This window comes from Hungatella sp. (assembly GCF_046966825.1).
Genome location: NZ_JBKVCZ010000012.1, coordinates 1 through 15,296, shown reverse-complemented (window position 1 = coordinate 15,296; position 15,296 = coordinate 1). Strand labels below are relative to the sequence as shown.

Sequence of the window (15,296 nt, the reverse complement as noted above, 5' to 3'; positions counted from 1 at the left end):
GCACCAGACATGCCGGAGGGAGGCGAAAGATAATACCCTTTTTACAGGAGGGCCGTAAATCTCAAGGGGGATTCGTACCTGGAGAGTAACTGATCTTTTTTTATTAAAATCCTTTGATAAAGGCCGCTGAAAAAAGGGCATTATCCTTCGCCTCCTGTTCTAATACGCTTTGTCCGTATGTACTTCCATGGTATAGTGTGGATCCCCACCCAGCCAAAACAGATGCTTTCCAATGCCAGTGCCAACAATCTCAGCCTGGTACGCGCACCGTTCCATGGTAAAATCCGGCTGTTTTCTGGAGAGATTTATCTGGACTACGTCCATCACCCGATAATACAGACGCTCTGACGGTTCTATAAACAGCAGCATCTTTAAGTAATCCTCATAGCGCTTTCCCTCCCCCTTCTCCTGTCCTGCTTCCACTTTTCCCTGTTCTCCCAGGGTGAGAAGTCCGTCTAAATTCAGTTTCCACGTCTCCCTCGTCTTTATAAGCGGAACTCTGTCTCCGGCCAGAAGAGCCTTTAGATCTGCCGCCGCTTCCCCCAGAGCCCAAACTGTCATAACAAAGAACGCTACAATCCCCGTAAGCGGTGCGGTCCCGGTAATACCGGTAATTGCCGCGGCCAGCGCACGCGCCTCCTCTCTTTTCTGGCTGTCTGACAAGATATGAATAAGATTAAGACCTTCCCGCATTGCCAGAACTCTCGCCGCGGCGAATTCCAGATTTTCTTCATCTGTTGATTTGCCTCCCAGTACATATTCCTGCTCATAACGCACCTCCTTCTGGTCAGCCGACAAAAAACAGGTTAAAAATCTGCCTATATATTCATCTGTCAATATGCGTTCCAGAAAATTGTCTTTCAAAATGTCTTCTGTATAAATTACTGACGGAAGTCCCTTTGTCTGAATCACACCTTTAGAAACCTCCTGTCCTTCAGGAAGGACTAACATCAACAGATCCAGTCCCGCCATCTGCTGAATCTGTTCCAGAAGATTCTGCTTTTCCGGTTCCTTCAGCCCCGCCCGAAAGGAGAGCTCCGGTATCTTCACTCTATCCCAGACAGCCTCAACAGATCCCCATAATGCATCCTCATCCGGCCCATCTCCCTCGTCCTCGTCATCCCATTCATCGATAATTTCTTCGACCTCATAAGACCGCTCCACCGCACGGTCGATCAGCGCCGCATTTCCTTCTGTCCCGGGGAGCATGGCTTCTATCTCCCTCCGCTTCTCTCCGTTCTCAGAAATGTATGACTCATAGCTGGCCAGTTCCTCCTCCATGGCCCTCCGTATACCTTTGCTTAAATCATCCCTCTGCTGCTCTGTGTCCGCCCTCGTTTTCTCCAGATGTGCAGCCAGTTCGTCAGCTTTCTTTTCGTAGGTCTTTATCAGCCCCGAAAGGCGCTCCGCCTCTTTTTTTAACTGCTTTGCGGCGGTCCGAAAACCGGATCCATCCCAGCCGGACAGCCTGGCGGCGGCCTTTTTACGATACTCTTCCTGGTTCTCCAGCGATTTCCATATGGCTTCAAGCGCACGTTCCATGCGTGCCGCCTCCCTCGCGTGGCCGCTGTACGCCTCTGAAACGGTCTGCAGGGATTCCGCCTCTTTCAGTTCCTTCCATAGAGTTTCCGCTTCGGATTCCTCCGCCACAGTATCCCAGATTCCATACCGCATGTAATCCTGTATCTCCTGCTTAAGGTTGGCTCCGTGCTCATCGGTAATACGGGAAATTTCTTTGACCGAGGCAGTCTGAATGACAGCCGGATACCAGCCATGGTTTTCCATATAAGGCTCCATATACTTCAGCCACGTACTGCCTGACTCGTCCTCCTCTTCGTATTCCAGCAGGAAAAGCCGGTACTGCTCCCATGCCGCCCGGTGATAGCCGCTGAATACAGAATCCATGGCTGAATCTGCCGCCATCTTCAGATACCAGCCTGCCCCTGCGGTCCTGGCGGACTCGACGAGCCCGCACACCAGACTGCAGACGCACAGCATAACCAGACTTAAGAATACGGTTATCTGCCCGCTTTTGCGCATATTAATATACCTCTTTCGACTGACTGTTGATTTCTTTGAATACATTGTTCAGCAGGGTTGTAATCTGTTTCTTAAAGATGATTACAAGACCGATCAGCACGACCATAAAATCCAGTACCTGCCCCGGAATGCTTGAAAATACTTGTTTTATCTTTCACATCACTCCGATGTGTAAATTATTTTTCTTTTTAATTTAGTAAAAAAGCAGACTCTTGGATATCCTCTTGTCCAAAAGTCTGCTCTCTTACTTTATGTAAAATTATCTATTTTCTTTCAACCTCTGATTTTCCTCTTCTAGTAATTCTATCTGCAGCTCTAGCTCTTTAATTCGTCTCTTGTATAAAATCATTTGTCTTTTCAGCTGTTTATTAACTTCCTCAGTTGCTCTATCAAAAATTGCCTTTTTAGGATTATAACATTCCCCCTGCTTCAACTGTGCATCTTCTACCATTTGTTTGGCCTGTAAATTTCTATAAAAATAACTTCTATCAACTCCTGCATATTTTGCCAAGGTAGTAATCGAGATCCTCTCCTTTCTTCGGAGCATCGCATCAATCTCTCTCTGAATAATTTCTAAATTCTCTTTTTCTTGTTGTTTCTTGAGACCTACGATTTTATCATACTTCATTTAACATCACTCACACCTTTCTGTTGCCTTCGCAAAGTATCTAACTCTGATTCCAGCTTTTGATTTTCCGCTTTCAATTTTATAATTTCAATTCTCATAGCTAACAACTTTTCCTTATACTCATCAAGGAGTTCCGCTTCGTCTATGTTCATTTTATAGCTTTGATTTTGAATATCAACAGCTTTATGTACTTCTTCTTTGATTTTTTCATTTCTGTAGAAAAACGAGTTAGATAATCCTGTTCTTTTGCATAATCCGGAAACTGTAATCCTTTCACCCTCATTACGCATTCTTTGAATTTCTTCCATTGCTAGTTTTACTTTTTGCCTACTTTTCTCCTGGCTCATTTCGATGATTTTATTTGCTTTCATCTTTAATCACAACCTTTATAGTTTTTTCAACAACGCAATCTCCTTTCGATCCAACCGTTTCTTCAATGTGTCCACCTCTTTTTGAAGTATACTGCACTTTTGGAGAAGCTGCTCATTTTCAACCTTTAACCTTTGATTCTCTGACTGACATCTGTTAAAATCCTTCTTCAATTCCTGAAAATTATAACCCACAACATTTGTTTCTTCAGATGGCTGCTGTACATCTATCCGCCGTGGCAGTTTGACAGCTTCCTCAAGTCTCTGACGGACTTGCATATTCTTATAAAAAAATCCTCTTGATAAACCTGTCCAACGAACCAATTCTGTTACAGATATCGGCATCCCTCTGGCACTCATATCATCGATTGCCCGAATCGCCTTTTTTATTTTCTGCTCACTCTCAGCTTTGTTAACAGCTATCATCTTATCATATTTCATACCCATCCCACTCCTTTACCACATCCATTAAAATCATATCGATTTTCTCTCTGACTGCCCTCGTTTCATCCGCCATTATCTTGTTCCCAATCTTTCGATAATGATGTACACTTTGTAATGTTTTATGCCCCAAAAGCCTTGCGATCATCCAGTCGTCGATATGCATTTCTGTCAGCTTTTTCCCATAACAATGTCGGAATGTATGTGTTCCAAAATTCAGCAGTTCTCCATTCTCATCCCGAATATCATTTTTCCTAATCATTTGCATGACTCGATTTTGGAGCATGCTATACTGAAATGGTTTCGATGGATCATCTTTTTTTACAAAAATATATTTTGTCTTTCCATAATGTTCCTCGGTATAATCAATTGACTTTATAATAAGCTGTGCTATTTCATCACTAATTGCTTTTTCAAATGTAATTGATTTTACCTGCTCGATTCGTATAAAATATCGATTTTCTCTTATACTCAAACAGTCTGTTTTTAGTGTAAGCGTATCCGAAATTCGTGTTCCCAGCAGCTGATGAAGGATTAACGCCCTCGCTATTTGTTCATCCATCTGAAAAATGTTTTCATTCAGCTTCTTTATGGTTTCGTCCGAATAAAACTTAAATAGATATCTTGGCGTGCTGGGAAAATCTGTACTTATAAATAGGTTTTTGATATCCTGCCTATCATAATGATTTCCCACATCTTCAACTACCCTTCGTAGACCATATAAATCAGAGCGATAATTTTTCCTTTCCTTTGCCTCTGTCTGAAGATAGATCAAATAGCTTTCCATAATATCCCGTGTCAAATCTAGTAATGATATAATCTTAGGATACCTTAATTCCAGATATCTACAAAATCTTTTAGTCGCTACCACCTCAGCCATAATACTTCCTATTGCCATATATTTCAAATGCATAAAAATTACTGTTTTAACTTCTTTTCGGATTGTTATTTGACTAATTCCTTTAAAATTTATAGTCTTTACATTCTTTATCGGGTTGCTGCGGAGAGGAAATTCAAACTTGTCCAATTCCCACACATCTCTCTCCTGTTCTAAGCACCCCCCATCTTTCTGAGAATACCTCAGAATTTTCTTCATATGCTTTATTATGCCAGGTGTTTCTGTTGCTACAATTTCATAAACGCTTCGATACTTCTTACTTGTAAGGGCATATCCCTTTTCCATCATCCAACTCTTTAGCTGCAAAATAATCTTATTCTCGTCTTCATATCTCAGGATTTTAATATTCTTTTCTATAAGAAAATTCCGGATATTATTAAAATATAATATTTCAGATGCCAAACTACTTGGAGCAAGTTTCTTTCCCCTTTCCCAGACAAAATCTTCTAGGAGCTTTCTTACTTCTTCTGACGGAAGTCCCTCCAGGTCGAAGTAACGGTCTTTCCGAACCCTCATTCTCTTTTTTTGTTCTTCAGTCGCATTCTTATAGCAGTCTAATTCATAGATATGTATCTTATTTTCCAGTTTTTTCACCCCGTTTCTTTGGAATAATTCCAGTTGCAAGAAGATTTTCTGCCTGATTGAAATATTCCTTATTCGCCTGTTCGATCCGTTTAGGCATGTAGTCTATATACTGCTTTGTCATATTTTCATTGTTATGCCCTAAATAATCCCGAATCGTCTGAATGGACACTCCTTCATCATAGAAACTACTTGCCAATGTATGCCTGTAATCATGCGTCTTGAATGTTTCGCCCGAAATATGTATTCCATACTTCTTACAATTTGCTTTGAAGCCCTTAACAAATGTACCAGTCCTATATGCCCCGCCATCCTTTGATTTAAACAGGAAATCGGTAGGTTTAATATGATGCTTTTTTATATAAATTTTCATAATTTGATAAAGCACCAATGAAATTGGTATCATTTTTTCCGCTTTCATTTTGATTTGATAAACCTTAATCCATGCATCTTCCCCATCCCAATAATATGCACCTCCTTTTAATGTACACACTTCACTGATCCGTAATCCTGTTGCCCATAAATTTAGAAAAATAAGTCTTTGTACCTCTGGAAAAAACTTCAGCCTTTTTAATATTTCCATATACTCATCTTCCTGAACACTTCGATCATGGTGATATGGAAAAACTTTCTGGATGTAATAATTCGGATCAAAAATTATTCTCTTGATATGTCCTTTAGCATTTAAGTACACAAAAAATCTGTGAATATCAAATATCTGTCTGTTTACTGTTTCTGCTTTAATTTCCTCTTCCTGCAGAAGTTTGAAATACTCTGCTATTTGTTCTTCCGTAATTTCACATATGGATTCCAATGTGTTAAAGTAAACTAGAAATTTTTTAATATAACACAATTGATTTCGTATATTTCCAAGTGCTAAATCACCGATACCTACTTGATATTTCATATACTCTTGCAGCAATTCTCTGTTTCTCTCATTCGTCACTTCGTAAAAACTGAGTCGCTGCACAGGATTGCTTGGATTTACACGCTCTGGTGCAAAATTGAATCTTTCCATATACCAGACATTTGCATACCAGTGAATTTCTTTTCCACTCATAAAAAGTATTTTGCGGCTGTTATCCACAATCTGCATACTATTCTTCACATTTGCAACTTTCCTGGCTACAATTGTTTCCAATTTCTTTATTTGCTCCAGTTCAAGCCGCTCGATATCATCAATTCCTTCCTCTACGCAAAACTCATACATCCACCTTAAAGGAAGTAGATAGCGCACTCTGCGATCCTTGCTGTCTTTTATATTTCTCAAGGCATAGCACAAAATCTGAAAAATTTGTTTTTTTAAAGTTTCTGGCGCTTTTTGGCTAAAATCCCATACCAGTTCGCTTTTATCTTGGATATAATCAAAATCTGATGCTATGTCCTGATCCGGTATGTAGGGAAGAAAAATCACTTGCCCTTCATACTTGAGCCGCTCTTTATTTCTTCCAGAAAGGGTTTCCATTTCTTTTCGGATATCAAACTGTTTGATCCGATCCAATGTCTTCAAATATTCAAGACCTTTAGAGGAAGTTTTTGTCCTGCGCAACTCACTTTCATACAGTTCTCTGATTCTATAATCAATTTCCTTTACATGATGAATTCCCTGCCGTATCAAGAAATTCCTGACATTTCCTTTCAAGCGTTCTTGCACTGTATTGCACTGCTCAATTTCATCCAACAACTCTTTATACTCTTCTTGGATGAGAGTCTTCTTCAAATTTCGCAGGAACCCAGTTCGCTCAAATACCTGTTTCTTTGTAAAGTTCCCTGTTTCACGCAAAAAGATTTTATAATTACGGAAATCCTGTTCTTCTATAAGGAAAACATCATATATCCCTACACCTTTTAAGTAGGACTCTGCACACTCCCAGTATGTACTCGGTACATTTATATCTGTTATTAACTGGTTGTGAAGATAATCCGCTTTATCCTGTGATTCCGTATTCAATAATCTTAATGCAGTCACATACTTCTCCTCCTTCCCTAAAGTAATTTGTCAATTTCATAAATGGACTGATGTTTTCTATAAAATTCATCACTGACATCCATCAACTCCTGATCCGATATATTTAAATATCTCATCGTTGTTTCTATATTTCGATGCCCAAGCGCTTGACTGATAAGTTCCAACTTCCATCCAGCCTTCCGGCGAGCATTTGCAAAATAATGCCGCAGCATATGTGGTGTTACTTTAATCCCAGTCTTCTTCTGCAGCCGTTCCATCAATGCATAGACGCCTGAGTTCTGCATCGGTTTTCCTGCATAATCTCCCGAAATGTTAATAATCAAGTATTCCTGCTGGAAAATAAGGTCTTTATATTCCTCTATATAAAACTGCAGAATTTCAAAGGTGGCATCGCTGATTTTTGCCTTTCTGTATTCTGCATTCTTAGCCCTGGCTCCATTTTCATTATCTTCTCTAAAATTGACATACAGCAAGTGTCTCTCATAATCAATGTCTGTCGCATACCGGACTCCCAAAAGTTCCCCGATGCGAAATCCCGTTTCTGCTAATAATAAAAGCAGGATTTGATCGCGACAATTGGCACATGCCTTTAATAAAATCACGATCTTATCCTGCTCTATGGTCTTCCCTATATGTCCTTTTTCCTGTAGATATCCATGAAATGTATTCCGATATAATGTTCTTTTTACTCCCACTGAATTATGTACAATAATTCTCATATCAGAGAGGACTTTCAATTGCTTTGTAGATTCATCCTGCTGTCCAGAAAATCTATAAAATCGGAACACCTCTTTTAAATACGCATTACAGGTCTCATTATATGGTTTCTTTTTATAACTATCTCCACTATGCAATCCTGCCTGTAACCATATCAAATAGTCTGTAAAGTGTTCCTGCTGCTTATCATATGGCATCTCCCATACATCATCTAACTGAATGCCAGTCTCATCTATATAATTCAGATAGTATGAAATGGCTCCTGCACTTCTTCTGATAGTGTTAGGTGACAATTTTGATCTTTTTTTATGCATTAGATACTTGGAGGGCAGTAACACTATATCTTGGCTCTCCTGTTCACGAATGAAATAATATTTTTCGTGATTATCTATCTGGGAATCCACAATATACCTTGCCATATTACTTTACTCCTTTCCTCTAACGCTATACACAGTATACCGTGTTACTCTTCTCATAGCTATCACACAATGTAACAATCTTTCCTTTTCAAACGAAGCATTATCAATAAACAACGTCAATCGATTTGATAACTCCCTGCTATTCCAAATGCAATACCTGCAGTTAACAAAAATCCAATAATTCCAACTGCCGCAACAATCAATATCCCAATCATGATCGTTCTACCTCCTCAACAATCTCTATAACATCTGACATTCTGCCATCGTAACCGCTTCATCTTCCATAGCAAAATATTCATCTGCCACATTGCGTTCCACCGCCAAAATCTCTCCAGCCTCCTTCTCTCCCAGCTGGATCGGCGCCAAATACTCAATAATTCTCCCACATAATTTCTGGTCCGGACAAACATCCAGCATCCCCATACAGGTATTCACAATCAGGCGATCCAACACATCGGTAATCACTATTTTTTTAGCATCATATCCTCTCGCACCGATAAAATTTGCCAAGTTCTCCGGGGTCAGTGCCAACATATATTCTTTTCTGGCTCCCCCACCATATGGATACTCATAGGCATATCCCATCGTTTCTGTGTCCATGATCCGTTCTACCATATTCTTTTCTTCTGCTCTCATAAAATCTTCTCTCCTATTTTTTCAACTGCCAAACTCAATTTTCCCTTCCAATGGCGAATATGCATCGACATCATAGTTTTCCTGAAGGATCTGAAATCTTGCGAGCTGCATGGATGATCTGGACAGCCTGCCACGGTTTACAATCAAAAGAACATCTATCTGTTCTTTCTGAACCGCTTCTATAAAATGACGAAATCCATTTCGATTCCAAAGCGGAGTTGTCCCCACATCACTGGAACTTCCAACCAGTTCAAATCCCATCTGCTCTCCATAATCAATCAGCTGTTTAAACTGACTTTTTAATGCACCATTTCTATCTTCCGGTGCATCAATCGCACAATAGATCCACGCACGTTTTCCCTGACCCATTCCTGCCTCCTGCTCCTTTTCCAAACACCCTTTATGTTCTTCTCTGTACTGTTACACCAAAACTCACGAGAATTGCCTCATCTACTTTACGCATCATGGCTTCACTCAGACTTCCTACATACCCTCTTAATCTTATCCGGTCAATCGTCCTTACCTGCTCCAATAAAATAACAGAATCATTATGGAGTCCTCTTACATGATTTCCCAATTCGATATGTGTAGGTATCCAGTGCTTATTAGGCCGACTTGTAATTGCTGCCACAATGACGGTTGGACTGTAACAATTACCAACATCATTCTGAATAATCAAAACCGGCCGGATTCCCCCCTGTTCAGAGCCTATTACCGGCATCAGGTCTGCATAATATATATCTCCTTTTTTTATCGTAACACTTCCCCTCCTTCCATCTACTCTGGACTACGAATGTTCCTACTCTTTATGAAAAGTCTCTATCTCTATGTAATTCTGCTGTCATATGGCAAATGCCCTTTTTCCAGCTTACGCTGATGACCTCGCCTGCCAAAAGTTCATCAGCTCGGATTCCCTTTCCCAGCTCCTTCTTGGCTGCTTCTTTCTGCCCTTCCAAAAGTATGGATTTTACCTGGTCAGAATTCAGAAATAAATATCCTTTCGATGTCATAAAATGAAAATTGCTGTCAGAATATAATTCCATAAATTCTTTGACACGCATATACATCTTCCTCCTTATCATTTTGTGATTTAGAACACAAGGATAGCGGCAGCCTTATCCAGCTGATCTATCTTTCCTTTTCCGCTGGATAAATATAAAGCTGTCGCCATAGTTTTTGTTAAAAATCACTTGTTCTTCATTTTCAAAAGTTCCTATTCGACACAACTTCCCGGAACCAGATATCGGAAATACTGATATTCCTGTTACAACCGATATCTTTGGGCGGCAACACTGACCAGCCATGGCTTAAGGCTGTCATGGGATTGTTCCCCTCCGAGGGTCTCTCCGAGCCGCCCTCATTGCGTGTTCCCGTTTTGCGGGGCTGTGACTGGACGGAAGTATCATTATAGGCTGTTCAGGTCATTGCAGGCAGTCTGCCAAAACTGCTTTAAGGACAAATTTTTTTCGCTCTGCACCTTTGATGTCATCTTATTGACAGACACTCTGACTATCTGCAGGTGGTCGTGGCGGATTTTCCTTTGTGCTTTTCCTTTTGGGCTGAACAACTAAGGTATCTGTATTGCCGGATATGACTGTTTCACACAGTTTTTGCCAAAGAACAGAAAGAGAAATCAGTCCCCTTCACTTCTTTCCACGCTGGCAGAGAAGTTTGAGAACCAAAAACAGAAAAATAATTAAAATAATTTTCTCAGTTTCTCTAAAATCTTCTGTCTCCGTTTGTTTATCGCCTTCTGTGACAATCCAAGTACCGAAGCTACCTCCCGTTCCGTCCGTTCCTCAAAATAGAGTTCCTGAATCAACCACTGTTCTTCTTTCGAGAGTTCTAAAAGGAATTTATGTAACTGTTCACACTCTATTTTTTTCAGAATCTGATCCTCAACACTTCTGTTTTCTTCTGGAAATTGCACAGCCATTTCCTGCAGGCGTTCATAGGAATCCTCTCTGCTAGGAATGGTCATTTTCTCTCCTGTTTTAGGATCTACGATATTTCTTGCTCTTTTTAAGTCATATTCCTGATACTGCATTTTTCTTTCACTTGTTCTCAATACAGCGATTACTTCCTCGCTGGCTTCCGGATACATTTTTCTAAAATCCGGTATCTTATACGGTTTTGCCATGTTCCTGTCCTCCTTAGTTTTCGTTGGGTGGTGAAAACGAAGGACAAGTGGCGGACTACGACATAGGTTTCTGGCAATCCTCAAGCAAGAGCTTTTCTCCATACGCTGCTCCTTAGAAAAAAAGAAGCCAACGGGAGGATCCCGCTGGCTTTTAACAAACTTGAAATTGGATGCAGCGCACAAAACACTATAAAAAAAGACCCCATACATTTCTGTATGAGATCTTCTCGCTCAGCACACTGACCATCCAGTGTACTGACTATAACATGAGAGAAGTCGGACTTTCAGTAGGACTATTGTCGGACTTTAGTCGGACTATTTAATTGATATGAAGCGTTCTCGGTTTGCTTCCGTCACTTTCAATCAGATGTTCTTCCTTCAATTGCCGAAGATAACCATGCACAGTTGATGGGGAACGATACCCTAAACCTTTTCCGATATCCCGCACAGTAGGCGGATATCCATACCTTTTTATGTATTGCTCAACAAAATACAAAACTTCCATTTTCTTTTTGTTGCTCATAAAACCACCTCTCCTCTATTCATAAAGTAACGGTTCTTCCAAAGCCTGTTTGATTTGAGGAAGAGCACTCCCCCAAAGGGATAGACCGAATATTTTAATTGCTTCCTTTTTTCTATCATAATATGTGCTTCTTTCCATCCGAAGCGTTTCCAGTAATTCAGTCTCTGTATATCGGAACCGGCTTAAATAACACTTAAACACAATGTCAAAATAAAGCTGTGGTGAATATGGAAAATCACGCATTTTAACCATGGCCGAGTCTACCAGTTCCACAAGCCACTTGGTCTGGAACAGGCTTTTTACTGTTTCTTCAAACTTTTCCCTCTCTACAGTAGGAGCAAAATCATTCAGATATAGAAGCCCCGCCTCCAGTTCTCTGCCATAACAATATTCTGCTTCTTCACGAAGCATTGCAGCACGGTCACAGGCCGTCCAGCATACATTTCGATAAATAGATAATAACAATTTTGACCTTTCATATAAATTTTGTTCATCCAGATGCTGCATCACACACAGCATCTGAATACTGTTTTTTGCCAATGAGTTTTTCCGTCCCATAAGCCCCTCCTATCTTACCGGTTCATAACTCCCGGCATAATCAAACCATGATCTCGGTATTCCGGCATCTTCAGATCCTTCATCAAGGCCGCTGGATAGATAGCCCTTTTTCCAAATCGCCGCCGAATTTCCTCAATCGCCAAAAATAATTTTTCTTCTTTCTCAAGCCGGATTGGATCCGAAAACAAACAGATTTGCTCCGGTTCTTTTGCTGATACCAAGTTGATTGCACGAACAGTTACCGAACGCACAGGTTCCTTCCAATCATAATTTCTCTGAAATAGTTCCCTCGCCAGTTTAGCAATTTCCAAAGGCACTATCGTCGGAAGGGAAAGTTGACCTTGATACTGCCTTGTAAATAGTTCCTGACTGCGAATCGCTATCTGAACCCCCTGTGCTTTCAATCCATGAATCCTTAATCGATGTCCTATGTCCTGGCATAATTCCAGAATAACCTTCCAGACCTCCTCTTCTGTTTTAAGATCTGCTGTACAAGTAATTCCATGCCCCACACTTTTCGTCGGAGACACAAAGTCCTTCTCCATTACCGGACTATCATCCAGACCATTTGCATATGACCACAGCATCAGCCCATTTTTACCAAGAAGCTGGTTCACATAATCATGATCCATTTCTGCCAAATCTCCTATCGTATAAATTCCAACTTGCTCCAGCTTCTTTGTAGTTGATCGGCCACAGAATAATAATTCCGATACCCGAAGCGGCCAAACCTTTTGTTTCCATTCTGATTCTTCAATGCTAGTTATGGCATCCGGCTTCTTCATATCACTTCCCAGTTTTGCAAATATTTTATTGAATGAAATTCCTATACTAACAGTCAATCCCAGTTCATTCTTCATCCTGCAGCGAATCTGGTCTGCAATTTCTTTTCCAGAACCATAAAGAACCTGACTTGCTGTCACATCCAGAAAGCACTCGTCCATTCCGTAAGGCTCTACCAGGTCTGTATATTCCTGATAAATCTCTCTTGCCATATTGGAATATTTTAAATACTGTTCATACTGGGGTGGAACCAAAATCAAATCCGGACAAAGTCGTTTTGCCTCCCAGTTAACCATTCCTGTTTTTATTCCTGCTTGTTTCGCTTTCTCTGATTTTGCAAGAACAATTCCATGACGGTTTTCTGTGGACCCGCACACTGCTACTGCTTTTCCCTGTAGCTCTGGGTTCAGCATCATTTCTACAGAAGCATAAAAACAGTTCATATCACTATGAAGGATTGTCCGATTCATATTCTGTACCCTCTTCCAATTTTTTCTAGCAAGTATTAGCACACTTATTCTTGACAGCTTGCACACTTACCATTATAATGTGCATATAGTCACTGACACTTGCCAACTCTTGCTAATCCAAATATTAGCAACTACATGCACACTTGTCAATAGCACAGTTAGCAAGTTTACGCACACTAAAACGAATGGAGGTCTGACATGAAATCTTTTGGTGCTAAAGTTAAAGAACAACGCGGAAATCTTGGATTAAGTCAGAAACAATTAGCAGAAAAAGCCGGAATGGGTATCCGGACAATTACTTCTTATGAATTAGGCGAAAGAAAACCATACCAGGCACAGCTTTATAAACTGGCAAAGGCACTGGAGGTATCAACCGAGTATCTGCAGAACGATAACATAGAGGATCCATCTTACGGCTTAGACCGCATGGAATATGTAGAAGATATGAGAAAAAATAGCGGAACCAGGGAGGCGTTGGATCTACAGAAAATGCTGGCTGAGAACACAGCTCTTTTTGCAGGAGGCACTCTAAGCGAAGAAGCAAAAGATGCTTATTTTCAGGCAGTTGCCGAAGCATACTATGACTGTAAAAAAGCAGCCAGAAAAACCTTTAGCAAAAAGAAAAATCCACAATAATCTTCTCCCGTAATATAGTCCGAAAGGAGGGAGCTGTTTTGACTATTCAATCCATATCTGAAGAAGTCAGACGGATCCAGAAAAAATATGGTGAATCGGATCCATTCCGTCTGGCACAGGCAATGAAAATTATCGTGGTATTAAAACCGATGGGAAGATATAAAGGGTGCTGCAAAGGATTTTATGTTCAGCACCGCAGAATCAAACATATCACAATCAACAGCGATTTACCGGAAGTGATTCAACGGGTCATACTGGCTCATGAAATTGCTCACTCCGTGCTTCATACAAACATAACAGCTGCGTTTCATGAATTTACACTATTTGACGATACAGATCGGCAGGAATATGAAGCAAATCTCTTTGCTGCCGAACTGCTGTTATCCGATGACTGCGTATTAAATGCATTAAACGAAGACCAGTTTTTCTTTCAGGCGGCCAAAGCTCTTTATGTACCAGCAGAATTACTGGACTTTAAATTTCGTGTCATGAAACGTAAAGGTTATAAACTGGAGTCTCCCATCGTATCACATGGGAATTTTCTGAAAACAATTGAATAGGAGGACTACTGATGAACGAAGATACTATCCGCGATATATACTATGTAGAACATAAATGGAACCCCCATTTTTTCTATCTTTCCCCAAAATCATTTTGTCAGGATCTTGAAAAAAATGGCTCCGATCTATACCTTGACTTGTTCCATGCCATGTATCAGGAAGAGTCTGATTATATTTGTCCATATACGGAAAACGATTTTTCCCTTAGAAAAGAACTTTGCAACAATGGGACAACTATCATCTATCAGCTTATTACTCCATCTCCTGTCCTCTCCCCTCTTACCCGGTGTGTCTATTTCTGCTGTCAATTAGATAAGCAGCAATATTTTTACTATACCTCTGAGCTAACACATACTGGTGATTATCTGCTATGCGGATGGACAAAGGATGAAGCACATCTCATTTTCCATTCAGATGCATCTACACTTGAGGAAGAACTGGAAGAAGTTAAAAAACTTTTTAAGGAGGTAGAACTATATGAGCGGTGTTCAGACAGACTGCAAGGTTTATGTAAACGTAAGAGCAGCCTTCCTTCCAGACGGAAAAATGCTTCCAGAAGAACTTACCTGGGAAGACGGAACGCCTTATACAATTGACCGCATTTTGAATATGAAACCCTCTGTCGCAAGGAAAGCTGGAGGTCAGGGCGACTGTTATACAATTTTGGTAAACGGAAAGCAAAGCCATCTCTTTTTTGAACGCAGTACAAATTTAACGGGAGCTTATATAGGCCGGTGGTTTGTAGAACGAAAACCTTAACCAAAACCCTTATATAAAAAAGGTAGCTGTCATTTTACGATATAATGTCAACTATCTTTTTTATATGGCATCATTTTATATTAACGCATTCCAGACGCACACTCTCCCATATTAATGTCCAGCACCCCTCTGGGCGGCTGGATCAGGGCGTCCTCATACTGGCACTTCC

At 40.5% G+C, this 15,296-nt stretch carries 18 protein-coding genes and 1 pseudogene; 3 read left to right on the top strand and 16 right to left on the bottom strand.

The features are described 5' to 3' along the window. Positions 1-159: 159 nt before the first annotated feature. The 16 genes and pseudogenes from ACLTD4_RS05820 to dinB all read right to left on the bottom strand — a co-directional run bounded on the left by ACLTD4_RS05820 (position 160) and on the right by dinB (position 13,172). The gene (locus ACLTD4_RS05820) at positions 160-2,040 is read right to left on the bottom strand and encodes a DUF5702 domain-containing protein (RefSeq protein ID WP_117634077.1); all 1,881 of its coding nucleotides are present in this window, start codon (positions 2,038-2,040) and stop codon (positions 160-162) included. 1 nt (position 2,041) lies between these two features. Continuing rightward, positions 2,042-2,146 (bottom strand): annotated as a pseudogene (locus ACLTD4_RS05815) (Flp1 family type IVb pilin); the annotation flags it as partial. Between the two features lie 153 nt (positions 2,147-2,299). Continuing rightward, positions 2,300-2,668, bottom strand: coding sequence for a DUF6262 family protein (locus tag ACLTD4_RS05810; protein WP_055650664.1), 369 nt, complete (start codon positions 2,666-2,668; stop codon positions 2,300-2,302). After that, complete coding sequence (locus tag ACLTD4_RS05805) at positions 2,665-3,039, bottom strand: DUF6262 family protein (RefSeq protein WP_055650663.1); 375 nt, start codon at positions 3,037-3,039, stop codon at positions 2,665-2,667. The genes ACLTD4_RS05810 and ACLTD4_RS05805 overlap by 4 nt, the downstream gene beginning before the upstream one ends. A 15-nt stretch (positions 3,040-3,054) precedes the next feature. Further along, entirely contained in the window at positions 3,055-3,477 is a 423-nt protein-coding gene (locus tag ACLTD4_RS05800; protein ID WP_081034912.1) for a DUF6262 family protein, read from the bottom strand. Then, positions 3,467-4,969, bottom strand: a complete 1,503-nt coding sequence (locus tag ACLTD4_RS05795) for a site-specific integrase (RefSeq protein WP_055650661.1) — start codon at positions 4,967-4,969, stop codon at positions 3,467-3,469. The genes ACLTD4_RS05800 and ACLTD4_RS05795 overlap by 11 nt, the downstream gene beginning before the upstream one ends. After that, entirely contained in the window at positions 4,950-6,926 is a 1,977-nt protein-coding gene (locus ACLTD4_RS05790) for a tyrosine-type recombinase/integrase (protein WP_055650660.1), read from the bottom strand. Before ACLTD4_RS05790 ends, ACLTD4_RS05795 begins: the two co-directional genes overlap by 20 nt. 17 nt (positions 6,927-6,943) lie before the next feature. Further along, positions 6,944-8,062: a tyrosine-type recombinase/integrase gene (locus tag ACLTD4_RS05785; protein WP_055650659.1), complete on the bottom strand. Its 1,119-nt coding sequence runs from the start codon at positions 8,060-8,062 to the stop codon at positions 6,944-6,946. A 240-nt stretch (positions 8,063-8,302) separates the two neighbouring features. Continuing rightward, positions 8,303-8,698, bottom strand: coding sequence for a hypothetical protein (locus tag ACLTD4_RS05780; RefSeq protein ID WP_002593743.1), 396 nt, complete (start codon positions 8,696-8,698; stop codon positions 8,303-8,305). A 21-nt stretch (positions 8,699-8,719) separates the two neighbouring features. Then, complete coding sequence (locus ACLTD4_RS05775; RefSeq protein WP_055650658.1) at positions 8,720-9,067, bottom strand: recombinase family protein; 348 nt, start codon at positions 9,065-9,067, stop codon at positions 8,720-8,722. 31 nt (positions 9,068-9,098) lie between these two features. Further along, positions 9,099-9,452: a type II toxin-antitoxin system PemK/MazF family toxin gene (locus ACLTD4_RS05770; protein WP_081034911.1), complete on the bottom strand. Its 354-nt coding sequence runs from the start codon at positions 9,450-9,452 to the stop codon at positions 9,099-9,101. A 52-nt stretch (positions 9,453-9,504) separates the two neighbouring features. Continuing rightward, positions 9,505-9,759 carry a hypothetical protein gene (locus ACLTD4_RS05765; RefSeq protein WP_002593745.1) on the bottom strand — a complete coding sequence of 85 codons (255 nt, stop codon included), beginning with the start codon at positions 9,757-9,759 and terminating at the stop codon, positions 9,505-9,507. Between the two features lie 635 nt (positions 9,760-10,394). Further along, on the bottom strand, positions 10,395-10,838 hold the full coding sequence (locus tag ACLTD4_RS05760; protein WP_002593746.1) for an RNA polymerase sigma factor: 444 nt from the start codon (positions 10,836-10,838) through the stop codon (positions 10,395-10,397). 319 nt (positions 10,839-11,157) lie between these two features. Further along, positions 11,158-11,361, bottom strand: coding sequence for a hypothetical protein (locus ACLTD4_RS05755; RefSeq protein WP_002593747.1), 204 nt, complete (start codon positions 11,359-11,361; stop codon positions 11,158-11,160). A 15-nt stretch (positions 11,362-11,376) separates the two neighbouring features. After that, on the bottom strand, positions 11,377-11,919 hold the full coding sequence (locus ACLTD4_RS05750) for a hypothetical protein (protein WP_055650656.1): 543 nt from the start codon (positions 11,917-11,919) through the stop codon (positions 11,377-11,379). A gap of 14 nt (positions 11,920-11,933) precedes the next feature. After that, on the bottom strand, positions 11,934-13,172 hold the full coding sequence (dinB, locus tag ACLTD4_RS05745; protein ID WP_055650655.1) for a DNA polymerase IV: 1,239 nt from the start codon (positions 13,170-13,172) through the stop codon (positions 11,934-11,936). Positions 13,173-13,370: 198 nt separating this feature from the next. On the opposite strand from dinB, the gene ACLTD4_RS05740 reads away from it, so the two are divergent. From ACLTD4_RS05740 to ACLTD4_RS05730, 3 genes are read left to right on the top strand one after another with little or no spacing between them, the layout of a single operon-like run. Next, entirely contained in the window at positions 13,371-13,808 is a 438-nt protein-coding gene (locus ACLTD4_RS05740; RefSeq protein WP_055650654.1) for a helix-turn-helix domain-containing protein, read from the top strand. A gap of 38 nt (positions 13,809-13,846) precedes the next feature. Continuing rightward, positions 13,847-14,368 (top strand): ImmA/IrrE family metallo-endopeptidase, encoded by a 522-nt coding sequence (locus ACLTD4_RS05735; RefSeq protein WP_002593751.1) that lies wholly within the window; start codon positions 13,847-13,849, stop codon positions 14,366-14,368. An 11-nt stretch (positions 14,369-14,379) separates the two neighbouring features. Beyond that, positions 14,380-14,964: a hypothetical protein gene (locus ACLTD4_RS05730; RefSeq protein ID WP_081034910.1), complete on the top strand. Its 585-nt coding sequence runs from the start codon at positions 14,380-14,382 to the stop codon at positions 14,962-14,964. Positions 14,965-15,296 lie beyond the last annotated feature (332 nt).

Excerpts from the sequence above, each read along its gene's own strand:
- ACLTD4_RS05820 (WP_117634077.1), bottom strand. The coding sequence starts at position 2,040 with ATGCGCAAAAGCGGGCAGATAACCGTATTCTTAAGTCTGGTTATGCTG.
- ACLTD4_RS05810 (WP_055650664.1), bottom strand. The coding sequence starts at position 2,668 with ATGAAGTATGATAAAATCGTAGGTCTCAAGAAACAACAAGAAAAAGAG.
- ACLTD4_RS05805 (WP_055650663.1), bottom strand. The coding sequence starts at position 3,039 with ATGAAAGCAAATAAAATCATCGAAATGAGCCAGGAGAAAAGTAGGCAA.
- ACLTD4_RS05800 (WP_081034912.1), bottom strand. The coding sequence starts at position 3,477 with ATGAAATATGATAAGATGATAGCTGTTAACAAAGCTGAGAGTGAGCAG.
- ACLTD4_RS05785 (WP_055650659.1), bottom strand. The coding sequence starts at position 8,062 with ATGGCAAGGTATATTGTGGATTCCCAGATAGATAATCACGAAAAATAT.
- ACLTD4_RS05780 (WP_002593743.1), bottom strand. The coding sequence starts at position 8,698 with ATGAGAGCAGAAGAAAAGAATATGGTAGAACGGATCATGGACACAGAA.
- ACLTD4_RS05775 (WP_055650658.1), bottom strand. The coding sequence starts at position 9,067 with ATGGGTCAGGGAAAACGTGCGTGGATCTATTGTGCGATTGATGCACCG.
- ACLTD4_RS05765 (WP_002593745.1), bottom strand. The coding sequence starts at position 9,759 with ATGCGTGTCAAAGAATTTATGGAATTATATTCTGACAGCAATTTTCAT.
- ACLTD4_RS05760 (WP_002593746.1), bottom strand. The coding sequence starts at position 10,838 with ATGGCAAAACCGTATAAGATACCGGATTTTAGAAAAATGTATCCGGAA.
- ACLTD4_RS05755 (WP_002593747.1), bottom strand. The coding sequence starts at position 11,361 with ATGAGCAACAAAAAGAAAATGGAAGTTTTGTATTTTGTTGAGCAATAC.
- ACLTD4_RS05750 (WP_055650656.1), bottom strand. The coding sequence starts at position 11,919 with ATGGGACGGAAAAACTCATTGGCAAAAAACAGTATTCAGATGCTGTGT.
- dinB (WP_055650655.1), bottom strand. The coding sequence starts at position 13,172 with ATGAATCGGACAATCCTTCATAGTGATATGAACTGTTTTTATGCTTCT.
- ACLTD4_RS05740 (WP_055650654.1), top strand. The coding sequence starts at position 13,371 with ATGAAATCTTTTGGTGCTAAAGTTAAAGAACAACGCGGAAATCTTGGA.
- ACLTD4_RS05730 (WP_081034910.1), top strand. The coding sequence starts at position 14,380 with ATGAACGAAGATACTATCCGCGATATATACTATGTAGAACATAAATGG.